At 66.6% G+C, this 18,430-nt stretch carries 10 protein-coding genes; all 10 read right to left on the bottom strand.

What is annotated here, in order from left to right; all coding sequences use genetic code 11:
• Nucleotides 1-24: 24 nt before the first annotated feature.
• On the bottom strand, nucleotides 25-528 hold the full coding sequence (locus B7P44_RS12060) for a hypothetical protein (RefSeq protein ID WP_084904312.1): 504 nt from the start codon (nucleotides 526-528) through the stop codon (nucleotides 25-27).
• Entirely contained in the window at nucleotides 525-9,230 is an 8,706-nt protein-coding gene (locus B7P44_RS12065; protein WP_084904315.1) for a choice-of-anchor Q domain-containing protein, read from the bottom strand. Before B7P44_RS12065 ends, B7P44_RS12060 begins: the two co-directional genes overlap by 4 nt.
• Nucleotides 9,231-9,247: 17 nt before the next feature.
• A complete protein-coding gene (locus B7P44_RS12070; protein WP_084904318.1) occupies nucleotides 9,248-10,906 on the bottom strand; it encodes a multicopper oxidase domain-containing protein in 1,659 nt (552 codons plus the stop codon).
• Nucleotides 10,907-10,972: 66 nt separating this feature from the next.
• A complete protein-coding gene (locus B7P44_RS12075) occupies nucleotides 10,973-12,556 on the bottom strand; it encodes a multicopper oxidase domain-containing protein (RefSeq protein WP_084904321.1) in 1,584 nt (527 codons plus the stop codon).
• 380 nt (nucleotides 12,557-12,936) lie between these two features.
• On the bottom strand, nucleotides 12,937-13,794 hold the full coding sequence (locus B7P44_RS12080) for a hypothetical protein (RefSeq protein WP_084904324.1): 858 nt from the start codon (nucleotides 13,792-13,794) through the stop codon (nucleotides 12,937-12,939).
• A gap of 51 nt (nucleotides 13,795-13,845) precedes the next feature.
• A complete protein-coding gene (locus B7P44_RS12085) occupies nucleotides 13,846-14,502 on the bottom strand; it encodes a TerD family protein (protein ID WP_084904327.1) in 657 nt (218 codons plus the stop codon).
• An 89-nt stretch (nucleotides 14,503-14,591) separates the two neighbouring features.
• Entirely contained in the window at nucleotides 14,592-15,608 is a 1,017-nt protein-coding gene (locus B7P44_RS12090) for a DUF475 domain-containing protein (protein ID WP_084904330.1), read from the bottom strand.
• Nucleotides 15,609-15,657: 49 nt separating this feature from the next.
• Nucleotides 15,658-16,407 (bottom strand): VWA domain-containing protein, encoded by a 750-nt coding sequence (locus B7P44_RS12095; protein ID WP_084904333.1) that lies wholly within the window; start codon nucleotides 16,405-16,407, stop codon nucleotides 15,658-15,660.
• Nucleotides 16,408-16,416: 9 nt separating this feature from the next.
• Nucleotides 16,417-17,496 (bottom strand): toxic anion resistance protein, encoded by a 1,080-nt coding sequence (locus tag B7P44_RS12100; protein ID WP_084904336.1) that lies wholly within the window; start codon nucleotides 17,494-17,496, stop codon nucleotides 16,417-16,419.
• 439 nt (nucleotides 17,497-17,935) lie between these two features.
• Nucleotides 17,936-18,334, bottom strand: coding sequence for a DUF3592 domain-containing protein (locus tag B7P44_RS12105; protein WP_084904339.1), 399 nt, complete (start codon nucleotides 18,332-18,334; stop codon nucleotides 17,936-17,938).
• Nucleotides 18,335-18,430: the final 96 nt, after the last annotated feature.

Below are 18,430 nucleotides of genomic sequence, written 5' to 3' on the forward strand. Positions count from 1 at the left end.
GCGGCAGGATGCGCCAGTGCGTGACTACTCGACCACCAGCCCGTCGATATGGAGCGAATCGATCAGGATGCTGACCCGCTCTCCGCGCTTGATCGGCTCGCCCTTGTTGGAAAACACCATCCAGTATTCCTGACCAGCCTCCAGCTGACCGGTCTGCCGCAGTGCGCCGATCTGGTCCATCACCGGAATCACGAGCAGCGCGTGGCTGGCTTGCCCGTACAGATAGGCGGGCGCCTTCGTATCGGCGAGCGGTCGCGCCATCAGCGGATCGGTCACGCGATAGCTGAAGCGAATCAGGTTGCCCGACGCGGTGCTGCGCACGTGCAGGTCGTCGATGCCTTTCGCCAGCTGGTAATAGGCCTTCGCGTGTCGCGGCAGGCTCACGGGCCGGTACGGCGAGCGAGCCGGCGCAGCCTGCGCGGCCTGCGCGGCCGGCCCGGCCGCGGCCGGCTGAGGCCGGACCGCGGCGAGGCAGGCGCCGCCCGCGAGCAACAGCGCGGATGCCGTGCGGAGCGTCGATCGTTTCATTGCGCGGCTCTCGTGAGTGGCTTGGGCTTGGGCGTCGCCGCCGCCGGGGCCGGCGGCCGCGGCTGCGTGCGCGCCTGCGGCTGCGGCTGCGGCTGCGCGCGGTTGCGCGCCGGCGCCGGCGCCGGCGTCGGCGTCGCGGCCGGCGCCTGCAGCAGCACGTTCGACTGCGGCCGCGCGAGCGCCGGACGCTGCGTCAACGCGCCGGCCTGCGGCTGCCTCGGCGCCGGAGCCTGCCGCTGCACGCCGGCACGCAGCCGCCTCAGCGCAGGAGCGAAGACCTGCGGCCGCGGCACCCCGCCGCCGAGCAGGCGCGCGATTCTGCCGAGGCCCAGCGGGAAGAGGCTGGCCAGGTTGGGTTGCTGGCTCCCCAACGCAAGCGGGTCGATCGGCGCGCCGCCGCCGCCGAGCAAGCCGCCCAGCAAGCCGGGATCCACGTACTCGACCGCGCCGATGTCGAATCCGTTGGCTGACGGCCGCGGCGTGCCGAAGATGTCGTGATTCGGCGCACCGTCTCCCGTCGCCGCGCCGATCGCCGGCGAACCGGACGTGATCGAGTAGTTGCCCATCATCGTGTTGTAGCCGGCCTGGCCCGACGTGAGCGCCGCGTTGAACAGCGACAGCGGTCCGTACGACATGTTGATCCACTGGTTGCCCTCATCGGGCGTCGCCGACGGCAGCAGGCCGAACAGCGGATTCGGCAGGACCGCATCGGCGATTCCCGGCGGCACGGCAAAGCCGTTTCCGCCCGCCTCCGGCGGTACCCGCGAGCCGTTGCAGTACTGGCTCACCGTCTGCGGATTCGCCGCCATGTTGCTCGCGTCGTAACCCGTCGTATCGGTCATGATCGAGTATTGCGGGTTCATCTTCATCGCCGCTTGAGGGTTGGTGGGCCCCGTGTCGCCGTACGCGCCGATATCCCAATAGACGGGCGGGCTCGCCTGGCCATTCGTGGTCATGCCCTGCGTATCGCAGAAGCCCGTGCCGCCGGTCTTCTGGCTCAGCACCGGATTCAGCGTGACCGCGTTCTGCACGCCGGGAATGGTCGGGTCCGGCTGCGCGCTCACCGAGATATAGAACGCGCGGTTTTGCCAGAACAGGTTGTTGGTCAGCACCGGATTCGAGAAATTCATGCAGTTCGTCTCGCCGTCCGGGCACGTGACCGTCCCCGTGAAGCCCGCGGGCGGCGTGAACGCAGTCATGAGGTTCTGCGAATGGGTCGCGGTCTCCAGCCCGGCCGGCTGTAGCGTCGACGTCCCGATGTAGCCGGTGCAGGTCGTTTCCGAGCTGTTCGGGCTGGTCGTGCATCCCGGAGGCAGCACGTTCGACTGCGCGGCCGCCGGCGTATTGAACAGCACGCCCGCCGACGCCGTCGCGTCGTTCGCGATCACCGTGTTGTTGATGAAGTTCACACGCACCGCATCCTGCAGCGACACGCCGCCGCCCGACCAGCCGGCCACGTTGTCCGCGATGATGTTGTTGATCACGCTCACCTGGTACCAGTTGTCCGGGTCGTCGAGGCTGCGCTGCACATCGGTGCCATTGACGTTCTGCAGCCGCAGGCCGCCACCCTTGCCGCTTTCCGCGGTGTTGCCCATGATCAGGTTGCCGTCGATCACGAGGCCCGGGCCGACGCCGTCGGAGAGCTGAGGCGCGCAATCGACGTCGACGAGCGAGTTCTCGCAGAACGTGCCGTCCGGGGGCACGCCCTGGGCGATCATGCCGCCGCCGTACGTCGGCAACGTCGGGTTGTTGCTCTGGTTGAACAGCACCACGTTGTGCGACAGGTCGCCGTTGTAGCTGAACCCGAAGTGCGCGACGCCGCCGCCGTCGCCGCTGCTGATGTTGCCGCACACCCAGTTGTAGTTGAACCGGTAGTAATCGGCGCCGGAGCAGAAGGTCACGCCGCCGGCCGACGAGGGCGTGGTCGAGTTGATTTCATCGCCATACGATGCATTCGCCGTGACGGCATTGTGATGGACGTTGACGTACGTGTTGTACATGAACGGCAGTTGCGTCACGCCGTCCGACGCGATGGTCCCGTCCGGAACCTCCACCTGGCCGATCGTGATGCCGCCCGTCAACGTGCCGGCATTGCCCGTCACCCGGTTGTTCGATACCTCCGTGTAATGGTTCCACCCATGCAGGAAGATGCCACCGCCGCCTTGCGAGCTATTGGTGAACGTCAGCCCGTCGATCCGTGACGGATTGCACAGGAAGTTGCTGTAGTTCGGGTTGTTCGGGTCCGTCGTGCAATCCGTCGCGGTGAGCAGCGTGCAGACGCCGTTCGCGGTGCAGTTCGTGCTCGGCTGCACGCCCTTGGCGAGAACCGTGATGCCCGCGCCCTCATACGCACCCAGCAGCGAGGGCTCCATCAGCAATTCGCCCAGGTTGCCGTTCAGCGTGCCGTCCCAACCGACGGTCGGCTCGAACGGTATCGGATCCGTGTGACCCTGCATCTGCGCCGGGCACTGATAGGTGCCTGACGGATCGTACGGGTTGTTGGTCGGCGAGACCGGCTTCGTCGGGTCATACGTGGACGTAATCAACCCGCCGTCCAGCGAAGTGCCGAACAGGCACGACACCAGCCTGCGCCACGGATCGAGCTTGCCCGACGGATGGGTGTTCGCGTTGACCTTCACCGACGCGGCGCCGACGCCTTGCAGCCGGACCGGCTTCCACATCACCAGCATTTCGTTGTACGTGCCCGGGCCGACGACGATCATGTCGCCCGCGCTCGCGTTGTCGATCGCGCTCTGGATCGCATTGCTCGCGCCGTTCTCGCCGTTGATGTAAGTCGGCGCCTTGCCGCCGATCGTCACGGTCACCGTGTCGATCGAACGCTTGCCGTTGCCGGCCGTGATCACGAGCTCGCCGCACTGGGTCGCGGGCGCGCCCATCTGCTGGATCGTGCAGGTCGAGGACCCCGTCGTCAACGGCGGAATCGCGATGCTCAGGTCGGGCACCGTCACGACGATCTGCTGGTCGCCCCACGACACGACAGGCGCATTGACGCCCGCGATCGTCACCGATCCCGATCCCTGCGTATTGCCGAAGCCATAGTGGCGCGTGATGAACTTCTGGTTGAACGGCGCCGTGGTCTGGCTCGGTCCCGTGTACGCATTGTTCGGCACCTGCTGGTCGCCCAGCGCATTGATCGTCAGCTGGTTGCCGGGCGCGCTCACCCACGGGCCGGCACCTGCGCCGATCGCGTCGCCGGTCACGCTCGAAATCGCGGGCGTCGCATCCGGATACGCGCAGTCGGGCTGGTTGTACCCGTCGGCGAATGCCTGCACCGGCACCACCGGCGTATCCATGTACTGAGTCTGTCCGGGCATGAACGGAATCTCGTAGCAGAACTGGCTATAGGCCGGGTTGTACAGCGGATCGGTCATCGTCTTGCCGGGGTTGTTCGGATCGGGAATCGGACCCGGATCGTTCATGCACGTGACCATCATCGTCGGCGCATAGCCGGTCGGGTTCGGCGGGTTCACTTCCCAGGTCGAGAACGTCAGCCCGTTGTAGATGCCCCATTGATCCGAATACGTGCGCGAGATTTCGTTGCCGGAATAATCCTTGAACGAAATCGGCACGTTCGGCACCGCGAACTTCTCGCCGAATTGCGGCGAATACGGATCGAACTCCGACGAGAAGTCGTCGAGCATGAAGCCGGTATAGTGCGCGGCGACGTGCGTCGAACTGAAGATCCAGAACTTCGCGAGCACCGACTCCTCGTCCGTGAGCTGCACCTCCTTGCGGTCGCACAGATGGCGCGACGCACCCGCGAACGGCGCGACCTCCTTCGATCCCGGGAAGATGCTCATGTAGTCCGGCACGATGCGCAGCTCGCCGACGCACGGCCAGAACCGCTCGACGCTGCCGGTGTCGCCTTCGGCGTGCGGCGTCGAACCGAGGTTCGTGGTCGGGTTCTGTGCGTTGTTCTTGTTGTAGCTCGAGTTCACCGCGGCCTGGTCGGGGATGATGTAGATGTTGCCGATCCCGCCGAACTGCTGCGTCACCGGCGCGATGTAGTTGTCGCCGATCAGGATGTTCTTGTCTTCCTCCTTCACCAACTCATAGCCCGGCGGCACGATGATCTCGACCACGTACTTGCCGGCAGGCAGCATCGGCGTGCCGTCGACGGGGTTTTTCCCGACGCAGATCGTGCAGTTCGACGCGACCGGCTTGCCGGTCGAATCCGTTGCGCTCACGCTCGGGAACTTGTAGGCCCCGTCATACGGCGCCGGCTGGATCTGGTTGAACACGTGCATGCCGTCGTAGCACTTGAATTGCGCGTTCGCGGGCAACTGGCGATGCTGCGGATCGAGCCAGTTGGTGCTGTTCTGCAGCGTGAAGTAGAACGGATCGCTCGTGTTCTGTCCCGGACAGTTCATGTTCGGCGTCACGCCGTCGGCGCGGAAGCCCTGCGCCCAGTCGTCCCAGCTCGTCGTCTTGGTCGTGTCGACGAGCGTCAGGTTCGTGGTGCCGTCTGCAGCCGTGCCCTCCTGGTACAGGTTCACCGTGACGTTCGGCACGTTGGGCGTCCACTTCGTGTGGATGAGCAGCGTCGGATCGTCGAACGGCCGCGTCGACGCATAGATGACCTCGCCGCGAATCCCGCCGTTTTCTCCCTTCGCAAACGGCGTCTTGCCGTACTCGATGAACGAGTTCTGGCCCGAGAAGCCCTGCCATGCCTCCGACGTCACCCACGGCGGATCGACCCGGCCGGTCGAGCCGCTGCCGGTCGACGCGCAATCGGCATCCGCGCAGTACTTGGCGCCCGGCACTTGAAGACTGGACGGCACGGGTACGGTTTCGGCCGTGTTCGCAAAGTTCTTCGCAATCGTCGAATTCCCGCTGCCCGGCGCGCCGGTGCCGTCGACCGGGCCGCCCGCGTCATACACCACGTGCGTGCCGGTCGCCTTGTAGCGCGTCTGGTCGTCGTCCACCACGTACCAGTTGAACAGCGGAAACACCTCGTTGAACGGCGCATAGCCGTTGCCGTCGGTCGCATTGAAGCTCGAGTAGCTGCCGTCGCGGAACCGCATGTTGACCGAGGCCAGCGCGATGCCGGGATCGTCCGGATGCGAGATGCCGTCACCGTGCAGGTCGATGAAGGTCCGCGTATAGAGGTTCGTTTGCCACTGGAGCACCGAAATTTCACCGACGTCGACCATCGCGTTTCCATTGGCATCGGGCAGCTGGACCGCCTTGGCGAGGCCATCGACGATCTGGTCGTTCCATTGATCGAACACGGTGATCCGCGTCGTGCCGCTGGGCAGGCCGTCGATCTCGAAGTTGCCCTTGCTGTCGCACTTGGTGAAGCCGTAATCCTCGCCGTCCGGATCACCGACGCTCACGTAGCACTGCGTGAAGGCCAGCGAATCGCGTGTGCCGCTTCCATACAGGTTTTCGTTGGGCGGACGGCTGTAGTGCAGGTTCGTGACGTGACCCTTGATCGAATTGAGGCACGCACCGGTGTCGCAAAGCCCGGTCTTGCTCGCATTGGTCCTGCGCGCATTGATGATCTTCGGATTCGCGAAGCCGACCGCCACGTGATAGCCCGCCGGCCCGAACTCCTGGAAGTACGCCGGACCGCCAACCTTGATGAACGCGTCGTGCGCCTTCTGGCCGTCGAGCGTGTTGGTCTGCAGCCACTCCTCGCCGCGGCCGATTCTGTCGGCCGCCGGCGTCGCGACCACGCCGTACCTGCCCGGCATCAGGTTCGCAATGACGGCCTGGCCGACGAGCGGCGACAGCGTCTTGCCGTCCGACTCGTATTTCGGGCAAGTCGGAATCATGCCGACCAGGCCGTCGGTCGCCGTCGTGATCGGGCATGCATTGAGCCCGGTCAGCGGATCGACGGTGCCCTGCAGTGAATTCGACAGCGGCATGTTGAACATGTCGTAGGTCATCTGCCCGGTCGGATCGCCCGTGCCGCCGGCATCGTCCCAGAGCTTGATCTCGAACCCGCCGAGGCCCGGCTCGCGCGCCGTGCCGAAGCCGTCCGTTCCGCCACTGACATCCACTTCGCCGTTGAGCGGCGCGTCGTCCTCGAACACGAACACCGAGAGCTTCGCGGTCGGATACGGCGTTTCCGTCAGCAGCACGTTGAGTTGCCCCGCTTGTCCGGCCGCGGTCTGCCCTGCCTGCGCGGCAGCGATTTGCGCGGGCGCGATCGGCGCGCCGCCCATGCTGTGCCCGCACTTGCCGGTGCCCGGCGCAAAATCCGCGCCGCTCGGGCCGGACGGGCAGTCCTGCGCGATGCTGAACTGCCTTACGCCGTTGTACGGAACACCGCCGCCGTTCGAGAACGTGTTGCCGGCGTCGCCGGGCAGGATCGAGATGTAGTAATGCTTGGTCGGATCGAGCGCCACGTACTTCGGATCGACCGCCGTCTGCTGCGTGACGTTCGCGCCGGTACGGCACACGCCGTTGCCGACGTCGCACACGGTCGGCAGGTGCGTGTTGGACACCGGGTCATACACGGTCTGTCCGGATTCGCACGCCACCGTGCCGACACAGCCCGACGCGACCACCGGCATGTAGCTCGTATGGAAGTTCGTGCCGAGGCTCGGCACCGGCAGCGGCGGACAGTTCGCCGGCCGCGACGTCGCCGAGTTCACCTGGCAGGCCGGATCGATCTGCATCGTGCGGTCTTCCTCGATGATCCAGCGATAGTCGGTGAGTTGAACCATCCTGTTGGGCGCCTTCGCGTCCGGCGCCATGCTCGGCGCATCCATCACGTTCACGACGAGCCCGCTGCCGGGATTGAAGGTCACGGTCACGGTGCCGGTGGTCGTGCTCGTCTGCTTTTGCGTATTGGTGACGTTGTACTGGAACGTCACCGTCTGCGCGGACGCGTTGCTGCCGGCAAGCGGCGGGGTCGTCGGCGTCGCGGTAAACGATCCGTCCGGGTTCAGCGTGACGGCGCCGTTCTGGGCTGCCCCGACGAGTTGCGCCGTGAGCGGCAGCCCGGCCGGGTCGCTCGCGCTGGCGAGCACGCCGGGCGCGCCGACCTGCACGCGCGACGCGATGTTGCTCGTGAAGCTGGCGTTGCCCGCCGTGGGCGTCGACAGGCAACCATTGCCCGCGGTGCAGGCGGTCAAGGTGACCTGCGCCGTCACCGGCGGCGTGCCGTTCGTCGACTGATAGACGAAGCTGTCGTTCGCCGAGCCGCTCGACAGATAGGTGAACGTGCCGTCCGTGTTCAGCGTCAGCGTGCCGCTGGCCGGCGCCGTCTGCACCTTCACGCCGTAGACGCCGGTGGTGTTCGCGATCACGCCCTTGGCCGGGTCCGACACGGTCAGGGTCGTGCCCGGCACGAAGTAGTAGTTCGCACCCGCGGCGCTCGGCGTTTCGCCAATGCCCGCGGTCGCCGACGGCTGCGCGTTGTTGACCGCGATGTAGCCTTGCATCCCGCCGTCGCGCTGGTTGTTGGTCGACAGGCTCAGCTCGCGGTCGTACACGGGCAATGCCCCCGCGGCCGGTGCATTCACCATCACGTCGTAGGTCTTGCCGGCAGCCATGAACACGGAGTTCTGGATGCGCGCGCTGCCGGGCAGCACGTTGCCGTCCTCGGCGACGAGCGAGAACCCGGGAACGGACGGATTGCCCGTTTGCGCGCCGACCACGGCGGGAATGTGCATGCGCAGGCCGGCATTCACGAAGCGCACGAGCACCTGCCCGGTCGACGCCGGCACGTTCGCGCTCGGCGCAAATGCCGACGTGTTCGGGTTCGTGCGGTCGAAGGCGACGCCGTTGATCAGGTAATAGCGCGGATCGTAGTTCACCACCGGCGGATAGCAGGTGCCGAACGATACGGACTTCGAATCGCCGCATCCGCCCGGCTGACCGGACCATGCGGCGGTTTCGCTGAAGCCCTTGGTCGCGACGGCCGCGGCGACCGCCGCGTTCTGCACCGGATCGATCTCGCCCATCACGAGCGGCACGTCGGCGTCATAGCAGGTCGCCGTACCCGGATAGGCCTGGTTCGTCGATGCGCAGGTCGAGCTGGGCACGCTCGGGCTCTTCACGACCAGCACGCCGTAGAGGCCCATCGGCCCCTGGATCGACGGGTGCGTGCCCGATTCGAGCAGATAGGTGCCCGGCTTGAGGTTCGCCCAGGTGAGCGTCGTGTACGCCTTCGGATCGATCGTCGGCGCCACCTCGGTGCCGAACGATTCGATGCGCGGCCCTTGCGCGGGCGGCGTAAATGCCGCGGGCGGCGCGGAGTACGGCGTCGGGGGGGCCGTCGTGGACGAAACGATCGGCCAGGTCGTCGCGGTCTGCGTCGGATGCACCGGACCCGGCTTGGTCGTCGGTGCGTTCCCCAGCCCGCCGCCCAATTGCCCGACGATGACGAGCGAAGTCGGCACCGGGGCCGGCAAGTTGTTCGTCAGGTTGATCTGCAGCTGCCCCGCCGGCACGGTGATCACCACCGGCGACCAGTTCGCGCCGGCGGCCGGATTCGTGGCCGCACAGGTGGCGTTCGCGGCCGGCACCGTCGCATTGGCGGCCGGCGTGCAGGTGTAGCCCCACATCGGCACGGACTGTCCGTCCGGCAACACCGCCGTGGAGGCCTTCGCCGTCAGATTGACGACCGCCTGCGCGAAGCATGCCTCGCCGGCCGTCAGCAACATGGATGCCGCGACCCCCGCCTTGAACAGACCAAGGAGCGTCGCTGTGAGCTTGGTGGATCTCATCGCCTTTCTCCCCACCTCTAATTGGATTCGTCGATCGGAAATACCGGGGGATCGACGAGCATCATCATCATCATTCCGCCTGGGAAGATGTTGTTCGTCGTGATCTCGCGCTCGTTATGCGAGTGCCACATGAATGCGAAACCTGCTTCCGTCGCCGGCGGGTTCAGGATCGTGCCGCTGGGCGGCGTCGTTCCCGTCGGAGACGTCGCCCGCGTGGTCGCATCCGGGCCGAGATACGGACTGCCGCCATACCAGAAGCCGTTCGTCAGCACGTGCGAGTCCGGCAGCGTGACCGGCCCGCCGCTGCCGACCTTGCCGAACGGCGCGTTCTCGAGCGCCTTGCCGTGGTCCTGGCACCACTCGTAGTAGTTCGGCGCGTCACGCGGGGCCGGCGGGTTCGAGGCCGTCGTGTAGTAGCCGTTCGCGTCCGGGATGCAGACGCTGCCGTCGCCCGCGTAATGGGCGTAGACGTCCCAGTTCAGGCCCTTGCCGGTCCAGTAGAAGATCCCGTCCATCGTGAGGCCCGGCGTCGTGGTCGTCGTGAACAGCAGCGGGCCGGCCGGTTGCAGGGGCGCCGCCGGATTGGCCGGGTCGACCTGGCTCAGCAGCAGGTTGCCGTCGCGCGCGAGCACGCGCACGTGATTGCCGTGCTCGTGGAACGGATGCTGCCAGCGGCCCGTGCCGATGATCCGCAGCAGCACCAGCTCGCCCGGATGCATGTGCGGGTTGCCGTTGTATGGCTGGTGCGGATACTGCGGCGCGTAGTTCGGATCCATGTCGTCCGGCATCGAGCGGCCGTTGACCATGAAATACGCCGGGTGATAAGGCTCGGTCTCGACGGTCATGCAGCCGTTCGGCTTCGTGCACGTGGTGTTCGCCGCGACCTGCTGTTCCGCCTGCTGATGGATCTTCGGATCCATTTCGGAGAACTGAAACAGGTACTCGCGATCGTAGCAGGCCGCGCTGTTGTCGAAGGCCGCCGGCGCGTTGCGGAAATCATGCTGGCCGAAGGGCCTGCCGGCATCCGGGAACGCCATGCAGCCCGCGGTGTTGGCCGACGTGTTCGGCAGCACGATGATCGCGCCGTACAGCCCCATCTCCACCTGCAGGTCGCCCTGCGTGCCGCTGTAGTACGTGTGCGTGCCCGGCGTCGCCGCGACGAACGTGTAGGTGACCGTCCCGCCGTGCGGCGCCTCCTGCGCCAGCATCCCCGGCACGCCGTTGCCGGCCGCCGCGCCGCTGCAGGTCTTGCCGTCCGGGCTCAGCGTCCCCGTGCACACGTTGAACCCCGGAAACAGGATCGACGTGTTGCCGGCCGCCACGGGCAGGTTGTTGGTGAGCGTCACGGTGATGATGTCGCCCTGCCTGACGATCAGCGTCGGGCCGGGGATCTGCATCGTCGGACAGGTCGCGCCGGCGATCGTCGACGGCGAGAAGACCGGCGGCGTCGCGCTGTTCGCCGCGCAGCCGTAGCCCCACGAATAGACGCTCGAGCCGTCGGGCTGCGTGATGCGCGCCTCCTCGGCGCTCAGGTTGAAGACCTTGCCGGTGATGCCCGGCGCGGCGGCTTGCGCGTGCATCGACAGCAGCGCGGCGAGCGTCGTGACGACGACGCGCGCGAGCCGTCCAAGGTGCGCGAGCGTCGCGGTCCACGCGCGGTGAGTGATGTGTCCCACGGTCGTTCTCCTCAGTGCAGGAGTTCCCGGTCGGGCCCGCCCGATGCAGCAGGCGGGCCTTGGCCCTCAAAGAGTGCAATGCTTCGTGATCGGATCCACCGCGCTGCAGATGTGAACCTCGGTCATCAGGCCGCCGAAGTTTTCCTGATCGTTCGACAGGTGATCGAGGTTCGGCGTGTACAGGTAGAAAATCTGGCCCGAGTGGTATTTCGTCTTGTCGCTGGCGTCGAGGATCAGGTCGAGCGACTCGCCGCCCGCGAGCGTGATCGAGTTCGTGTCGTAGGCCAGGTTGTTGCCGGCCATGTCGCGCAACATGCGGGCGTTGATCGCGATCACGTGCATCGGGATGCCGAGCGACGCCAGCGTCTGGTATTCGGTGACGTCGAGATCCGAGATCCGCAACAGCGCCCTGCCGCCGGCCGGGATGTTGATCAGCGTCGGCAGCGGTTGCGACGGATGCATCGCAGCATCCGACGACGGCGTCGACATCGCCCCCTCGGTCACCGTGTCCGGATAGCTGCGGCCGTTCAACAGGAAGAACTTGTCCTTCATGTCGGTGAACGGCTCCGGATTGAACGTCATGCCGACGAAGTGGAAGTTCGGATCGAAACCGTGAATCTGGATCGGGTACTCGACGTCGTATGCGGTCGAGCCGTCGCCGTCGTTGTACGCGTACAGCGACAGCGTCGCCGGCGCGGTCTGCGGAATGTTGGGATTAGCCGCGCGCACGAGCCCGGTGTTCTGCTTCGGCAGCGGCGTCGAGCAGAGAATGTCGTTGCCGCAGCGCGTGCGCAGGTCGGACTGCTGGGTGACCAGCGCTTCGTACAGCGACACGCCCGCGGGCACCCGGTCCTGGCGCGGCCGCACGTAGATCTGGCCGACCATGCCCATCTGGAGGTGCTCCGGCGGCGTGATGTGGCAGTGCCAGAAATAGGTGCCCGCATCCGGCGCGAGGTAGTAGTACGTGAAGCTCGCGCCGATGTTGATCGCGACCGACGCATCCGGCACGCCGTCATAGAACGACGACGCGTTCGGGTAGCCGTGGAAGTGCACCGTGTGCTTTTCGAACAGGTCGGGACGCATGATCATCCCGACGTTCGTGAGCGTGAGGAAGAACTCGTCGTCTTCGTCGATCGCCATCAGCGGCGCCGGCTCGTTGCCGTTCATCACGCCGATGTCCATGATCGGGCGCGGGTCGACGTGACCGGTCAGCGCGCCGCCCGCATCCGGATCGGGCGCGAGGCCGACCGCGCCGTTGTAGGTCGGGTCCGTCCGCGGGTCGCCGACGGTGTTGAACACCGACGCGAGCTGCGTGCCGGGCAGGCCGGCCTTGATGTCCGCCAGGCCGGACAGCGGACCGAACGCGAACAGGTAGGTCTGCACGCCGTTGGCCATCGTCGCGTAACCGTCGCCGCCCGAGATCTGCTGGCACTTGATCGCGCCGTTTACGGTGCCGGTCGATGCGGAGTTCTGTCCCGTGTAGGCCGGCCCGGTATAGGCCGGCTCGCCCGCGCCGAGCGCCAGCGCGGTCGGATGCGACGGCGTGGTGAACGGGCATTGGACACGGAACGACTGCGCGAACGACGGAGCGGCGAACAGCAGGAGCAACAGTGCCGCCACACTGCTGCAGTACGTGCGGGTGTTGAACATATGACCTCCATCCTTGGGGTCAACCAGCGATACGCGCTGGACGTCACGCTCTGGTGCGAACGCGGGCCGGCGACGACTTCGCATTGACCCGTAGCTGGATTGTGCAGAGGCGCGCGAAAGCCCGGGATGGGTCACCCCCCTACTTTTCGGGTAGGGGGGACCCAGCGCGTCTAATGGGTTGGGTTGTGCCGGATGAAGGTGGGCGCCCGCGCCGGGGGGCGCAAGCGGTCAGTCGCGCGCGACGGGCGCCTCGATGGGATCGAGGCCCGGCACGGCTGCTTTCATTCTTATTTCAGGGAAATGGGCGTCGCGCCGGCCGGCGCGCACCTGCGGCGGCGTGCGGTGATAGGGATGGCGCCTGCGCGGCGCCCCCTCGCCGCTCAACCTCGCGGCCGCGCCGCGACCGCCGCCGGCAGCACCACGTTCATCAGGTGATCGGCGCGCGACAGCAGGTCGGTCACCCGCTCGTCGAGCCCGCGCAGCAGCGCCGGCTGCATGCGGATCTGCTGGACCGCCTGTCCGACGATGTTGCGGCGGTCGAACAGCGTGCGTTCGAGCCCGGGGTCGTCAGGCGCGCGCACGACGTCCGCGACCGCGCTCAGCGCCGCGAGCGCGACGACGAGACTTTCTTCCGCGTGCCGCGCCTTCACGGCCAGTTCCTCGGTCCGGCGCGGGAAGAAGCCGAGCGACTGCTTGAGCGCGCCGAGCGCCGCGCGGTAATCGACGTGGCCGGACGACGGACGGAACCAGCGCTCCAGCATGCCGGCCTTGCGCGTGGCCTGCGCAAGCAGGTCCGCCATCAGGTCGGCCGCGCCGAGTTCGTTGAATTCGCGCGTCGTCGCCGCGACGGCCTCGACGAGATTGCCGGCGCTTTCGAGCGCGCCGTCGCCGATCGTCGCCACGCTCGCGAGCTTGAGCGGCACCAGTTGCCGGATGTGCCGCTCGATGCGCGGCGCGCAGTCGGGATAGAGGTTCGGGAAACGCGTCTGCGCGACGCGAAAGCACTGCTCGAGCAGCGGATGGTTCGATTCGCCGAACAGCGCCCGGCCGACCACGTCGGCCGGCGCTGTGCGCGCGTGCCGCTCGGGTGCGGGCCCGAGGTCGAGCGCCTTCGGCGCGGGCCGCTCGGCCGGCCGCGACGGGTCGGCCGGCGGCGCGTCGAACGCGAGCCGGCCCGGCGTGCGCGCGGGCGCGCCGTCGAACTCGAGCGGCTTCGGCTCGTCAGGCTGGCGGGTCATCGATGCATCCCGCCCGGCGCGCCGGTGGCCCGTGCGCCGGGCTGCCGGCTGTCAGACCACGCCGCCGTAGGCCCGGACGAAATCGCCGAGGCCGCGGTTGTAGCCCGCGCCGACCGCCTTGAACATGAAATGGCCGTCGCGCCGGTAGAAGCTGCCGACCTGCACCGACGTCTCCATCGAGAAGTCCTCTTCGAGCGCATACTTCGCGATCACGGCGCCCGTCACCTCGTCGGCGATCTGGATGTAGCTGTTGCGCACCTGCCCGAAGTTCTGGCGGCGCGCGGCGGCCTGGTCGATCGTGACGACCACCGAGATTTCCTCGACGTCCGCCGCGAGCTTCGTCACGTCGATGAAGATCACCTCGTCGTCCCCGTCGCCGCTGCCGGTGCGGTTGTCGCCGCTATGGACGACGCCGAGGCACTTCGACGCCGGCATCCCGCGCTTCGGGAAATCGTCGCCGGGCTGGATGAAGGTGTCCGTGCGTTCCATCGTGCGCACTTCGCTGTTGTAGAACACGAAGTGCTGGTCGGAGATCAGCTTCGGATTGTTCTGCGCGTCGTACTTGCACAGGAACACCGACACGTCGAGATCGAAATCCGCCCCCGTGTCCGTCGCGTTCGCATCCCAACCGAGGCCGATGCGGAATTTCTGCGTGCCGGGCGCCTCTTTCGACAGGTTGAGGCGACCGCCCTTCGACAAATTGATCATCTGATCATCTCCTGCTGGCATCCGCCGTTGCGCCGGCGGCCAATCCGGGCTGCCTGCGGCAGCCCCTCGTCAATCGGTATCGCGCGCCGTCACTTGCCGGCGGCCGCGGCGCGCGCTTCCTTGCGTTGCGCGATGATCGACGACCACACCGCCGCGCCGATCGTCGCCGCGCCGATCAGGCCCGTCACGACCTCGGGGATCTCCAGCTTCACGCCGAGGAACATGATCGCCGCGAGCGCGCCGATCGCCCAGAACGCGCCGTGCTCGAGATAGCGGTACTGCGCGAGCGTGCCCTTCTTCAGCAGCACCAGCGTCATTTCCCGAATGTAGGCCGCGCCGACGCCGAGGCCGAGCGCGATCAGGAAAATGTTGTCCGACAGGGCGAACGCGCCGATCACGCCGTCGAAGCTGAACGACGAATCGAGCACTTCCAGATACATGAAGCCCGCGACGCCTTCGCGCACCACGCGCGAGCCGGTGTCCTCGCCGCCGATCAGGTCGCCGATGCCGTGCGCGATCACGAAGCTGATCACGCCGAACGCGCCCGCGAGCAGGAAGCTCACCTGCTCCTCCGACGGCACGTACAGCGACGCGATGATCACGATCGCGAGCGTCAGCGCGACCTCGAGCGCGGTGATCCGGCCGAGATGCCGCATCGGGCCTTCGAAGATGCCGATCCAGTGCTCGTCCTTGTCGGTGTCGAGCATGAACTTGAAGAACACCATCAGCAGGAACGCGCCGCCGAACGCCGACACCTGGTGATGCGCGGACGTCAGGATCGCCGCGTACTGGTCCGGCGCGTCGATCGCGAGCGTCAGCGCCTCCCACATGCCGATGTGGCCGAGCACCGCGACGATCAGCAGCGGGAACACGAGCCGCATGCCGAACACGGCCACCGGCAGGCCGAACACCATGAAGCGGTTGCGCCACTTCTCCGACCAGTTCTTGAGCACGGATGCGTTGACGACTGCGTTGTCGAGCGACAACGAAATCTCGAGCACGCACAGGACGGCGACGATGAGCATGTCCTTGACGCCGCCGAGCCAGTACGCGACGACGAGCGCCAGGACCGTGAGCGACAACGGAATCTTGAAATCTTTCAGCATGATGGGAGTGTGACTGTGTTCGAAAAAGGGATGCCGTGCGGGCCCGCGCTTACTTCGCGCGCACCCAGTCGCAGAATTCCTGCGTGATCAGTTGTTCGTAGATCTGCTCGTCGGTGACGTCGAGCGACTCGAGATGCAGGAAGCCGACGTTCGGCATTTCGTCGGCGACCTCCTCCAGGAAGTCGAATTCGCTCGGGTCGCCAACGCCGACGAGCGACCAGTAGAGCGGGTAATGCTGCGACTCGGCCAGCAGCTGGCGCACGCGCTTGCGATCGTTCTTCGGGTTCTGGCCGTCGGTGACGAACAGCACCCAGGCCGGCAGGTGGCCGTTTGCCGGGACGGGCGCGCGCGCCGGTGCGGGCGTGTCGTCCGCGCCGCCGAACAGCCGGCTCAGGAAGCCGCGCTTCGCTTCGCGCCCGGGCGCCGGCTCCGGCGCGCGGAAGAAGAAGTCGACGATGTCGTGCATCACCGGCGCGTACTGCGTGCCGCCCCACTTGTCGATGTCGCCGTTCAGCACGTAGTCGGTGATGTACGCGCCGTAGTTCTCCGGGGTCGCGGTCGGCAGGCGGTCGAATCCTTCGGTGAAGGTCCACGTGTCGACTTCGCCGTTGTCGTCGAACTTCAGCGCGATGCCGAGGATCCGGTCGTGCGTCTCCTGGATCACGCCCGACTTGTAGAGCGACTTCGCGGAGCCCGAGATGTCGAGCGCCGCGCCGACGCGTACCACCGGCGGCTTCAGGATCTGGCGTTTTTCGAGGACGATCGCGACCTTCGCCGCGCGTTTCTCAAGCGTAATCATGCGTGAACCTCAGTTGTGCTTCGGGGCGAATCGGGTGATCAGGTCCTGTTCGAGCTGGCGCAGCCGCGGCGCGTCCTGCTCGCGCTGCCGCTTGCCTTCGGCGATGACCTGCGTGACGTCGTCGAACGCGCCGAACAGCTGCTGCTGCGCGTATTCGAACGTGTCGGTCGAGATCACCGGGCGCTGCGCGAGCTTCGCGACCGCCTGCGCATTCGCGCGATTGAGGTCCGCCTGCGCGCGGATCGCCTCGTCGGCCGCGTCGTAGGTCGCGTTCGCGAGCGCCGCGGCGCGCTTCGTGCCGAGCTGTTCGAGGTAGAGCGCGAACGCGTTGGTCCACGCGGGGATCAGCACGGTCTTGATCGTCATGAACTTCGACGTCAGCGTGCGCTTCTGGTCCTGCTCCATCCGGATCTGCGGCGCGAGCTGCTTCGACATCAGCATCGCGCGGTCGAGATCGTCGAGCTTGCTTTCGAGCGCGTCGACCTTGCGCTTCACGTCGAGCAGCCGCTGCGCGCCGAACGCGTCGTCGGCCGGCTGGCCGGCCGCGAGATGCGCGCGCAGCGTCGCGAGCGCCGCTTCGCCGTGCGTCTTCGCCTGCGCGATCTCCTGGTGCAGCGCGTAGTTGTCGTCGTACATCCGCTCGAGGTCGTCGATGCCGGCCTTCTGCCGTTGCGCATGGTGCTCGAGCTCGACGACGAGCGTGTCCATCCGCTTGCTGACCGACTCGTATTGCGACAGCAGCTTTTCCTTTGTCGAACGGAACAGCCGCGTGACCTGCGTAAGCAACCCGCCCTTGTCGGCGCCGCGCGGGTCCAGCCCTTTCGCGGTCGCGATCAGTTCGTTGAGCTTGTCGCCGAACTGGTCGGCGTCCGATGCACGGACGCTCGCGAGAATCTGCTGGGAGAAGGCGGCGATCCGGTTGCCCTGCGCCGCGCCGAGCTGGTCGATCTCGTCGACCGTGATCAGGCGCGCGGCATCGGCCGCCGGCGGCATGGCAACTGCGGGCGACGCGACGACGGGAGACGAAGACGGGATGGAAGGACGAGCGCTGACCGCGTCGGATTTCTTGTCATCGAACAGCGGCTTCATGTGGCTACCACGTTTCCTTTTCTGCTTCTGCTTCTGCTGCGGGTTGTCGTGCCCCAATGACGGGCATCCGCGATTTCCGGCCGTGCTCTCTCACGACGGCGGCAGATGGACAATAAATGGGGTGAATGCGTTGCGTCAAGAGAATGCTTTCATTTTGCATTCGTTGACGAAGCGGAACGTCGGGGTCTGTGAAAGGAGCGGAAATTTCTTCCGCCGGGCGGCAGGCCCGGCGGGCTTGTGAAAAGGGCGTGACGGCCTGCGGCGACTGGCGCGCATGAAAGAGTGTTGAAAGACTACGAGCGACGTGCGTCGATCGTGCATTACGGATCGCTGACCGTGTGACGCGGGGTTGCCGGGCGCTCGGGTGCGGCAAATGCGTGCCGGCGATCTGCCGACGCCTGTTTCGAGTCTTGATTGCGCCAGGGCCTGCCTTGAAAATTCACTGTCTCTCGACGCGGCCGTCGTTGCGCGACGGCAAGTTGCTCAGCCCGCATACGATCGTGAACAGGCCGCCGCACGCGAGCACGATCGTCAGGTTCCAGACCGCCGTGAACTCATCGACGCACGCACTGCGGGCCGGGGCGTCGGGCAGATACCGGACCGCGACCCGCTGCCCCACCTTCTTGCTGGAAATCATTCCGCCCTGCGGATACGAGACGGTTTCGCCGGCGCGGGTCGTGAACTCGATCTGCGGATGGGAGCCGCCTGCGTTCAGCCAGACCACGCGGCCGGGCACGACGATCGACGTTTGAAGAAACGCGCGCGTCGGCCCGACGCTGATCGCCGCGCCGATGAGCATGCCGATTCCGATGAGAATGGCGCTGACTGCCTTGAACATGTTCGCAATCGCAAGTCGGGACAATTGAAGGACGGCTTGATCGGCGGCATTCGCCGCGCATTCCCAAACCCGTCGCCGGCCTTTATATTCTCGCGA

Source organism: Burkholderia ubonensis subsp. mesacidophila (assembly GCF_002097715.1).
GTDB classification, from domain to species: domain Bacteria; phylum Pseudomonadota; class Gammaproteobacteria; order Burkholderiales; family Burkholderiaceae; genus Burkholderia; species Burkholderia mesacidophila.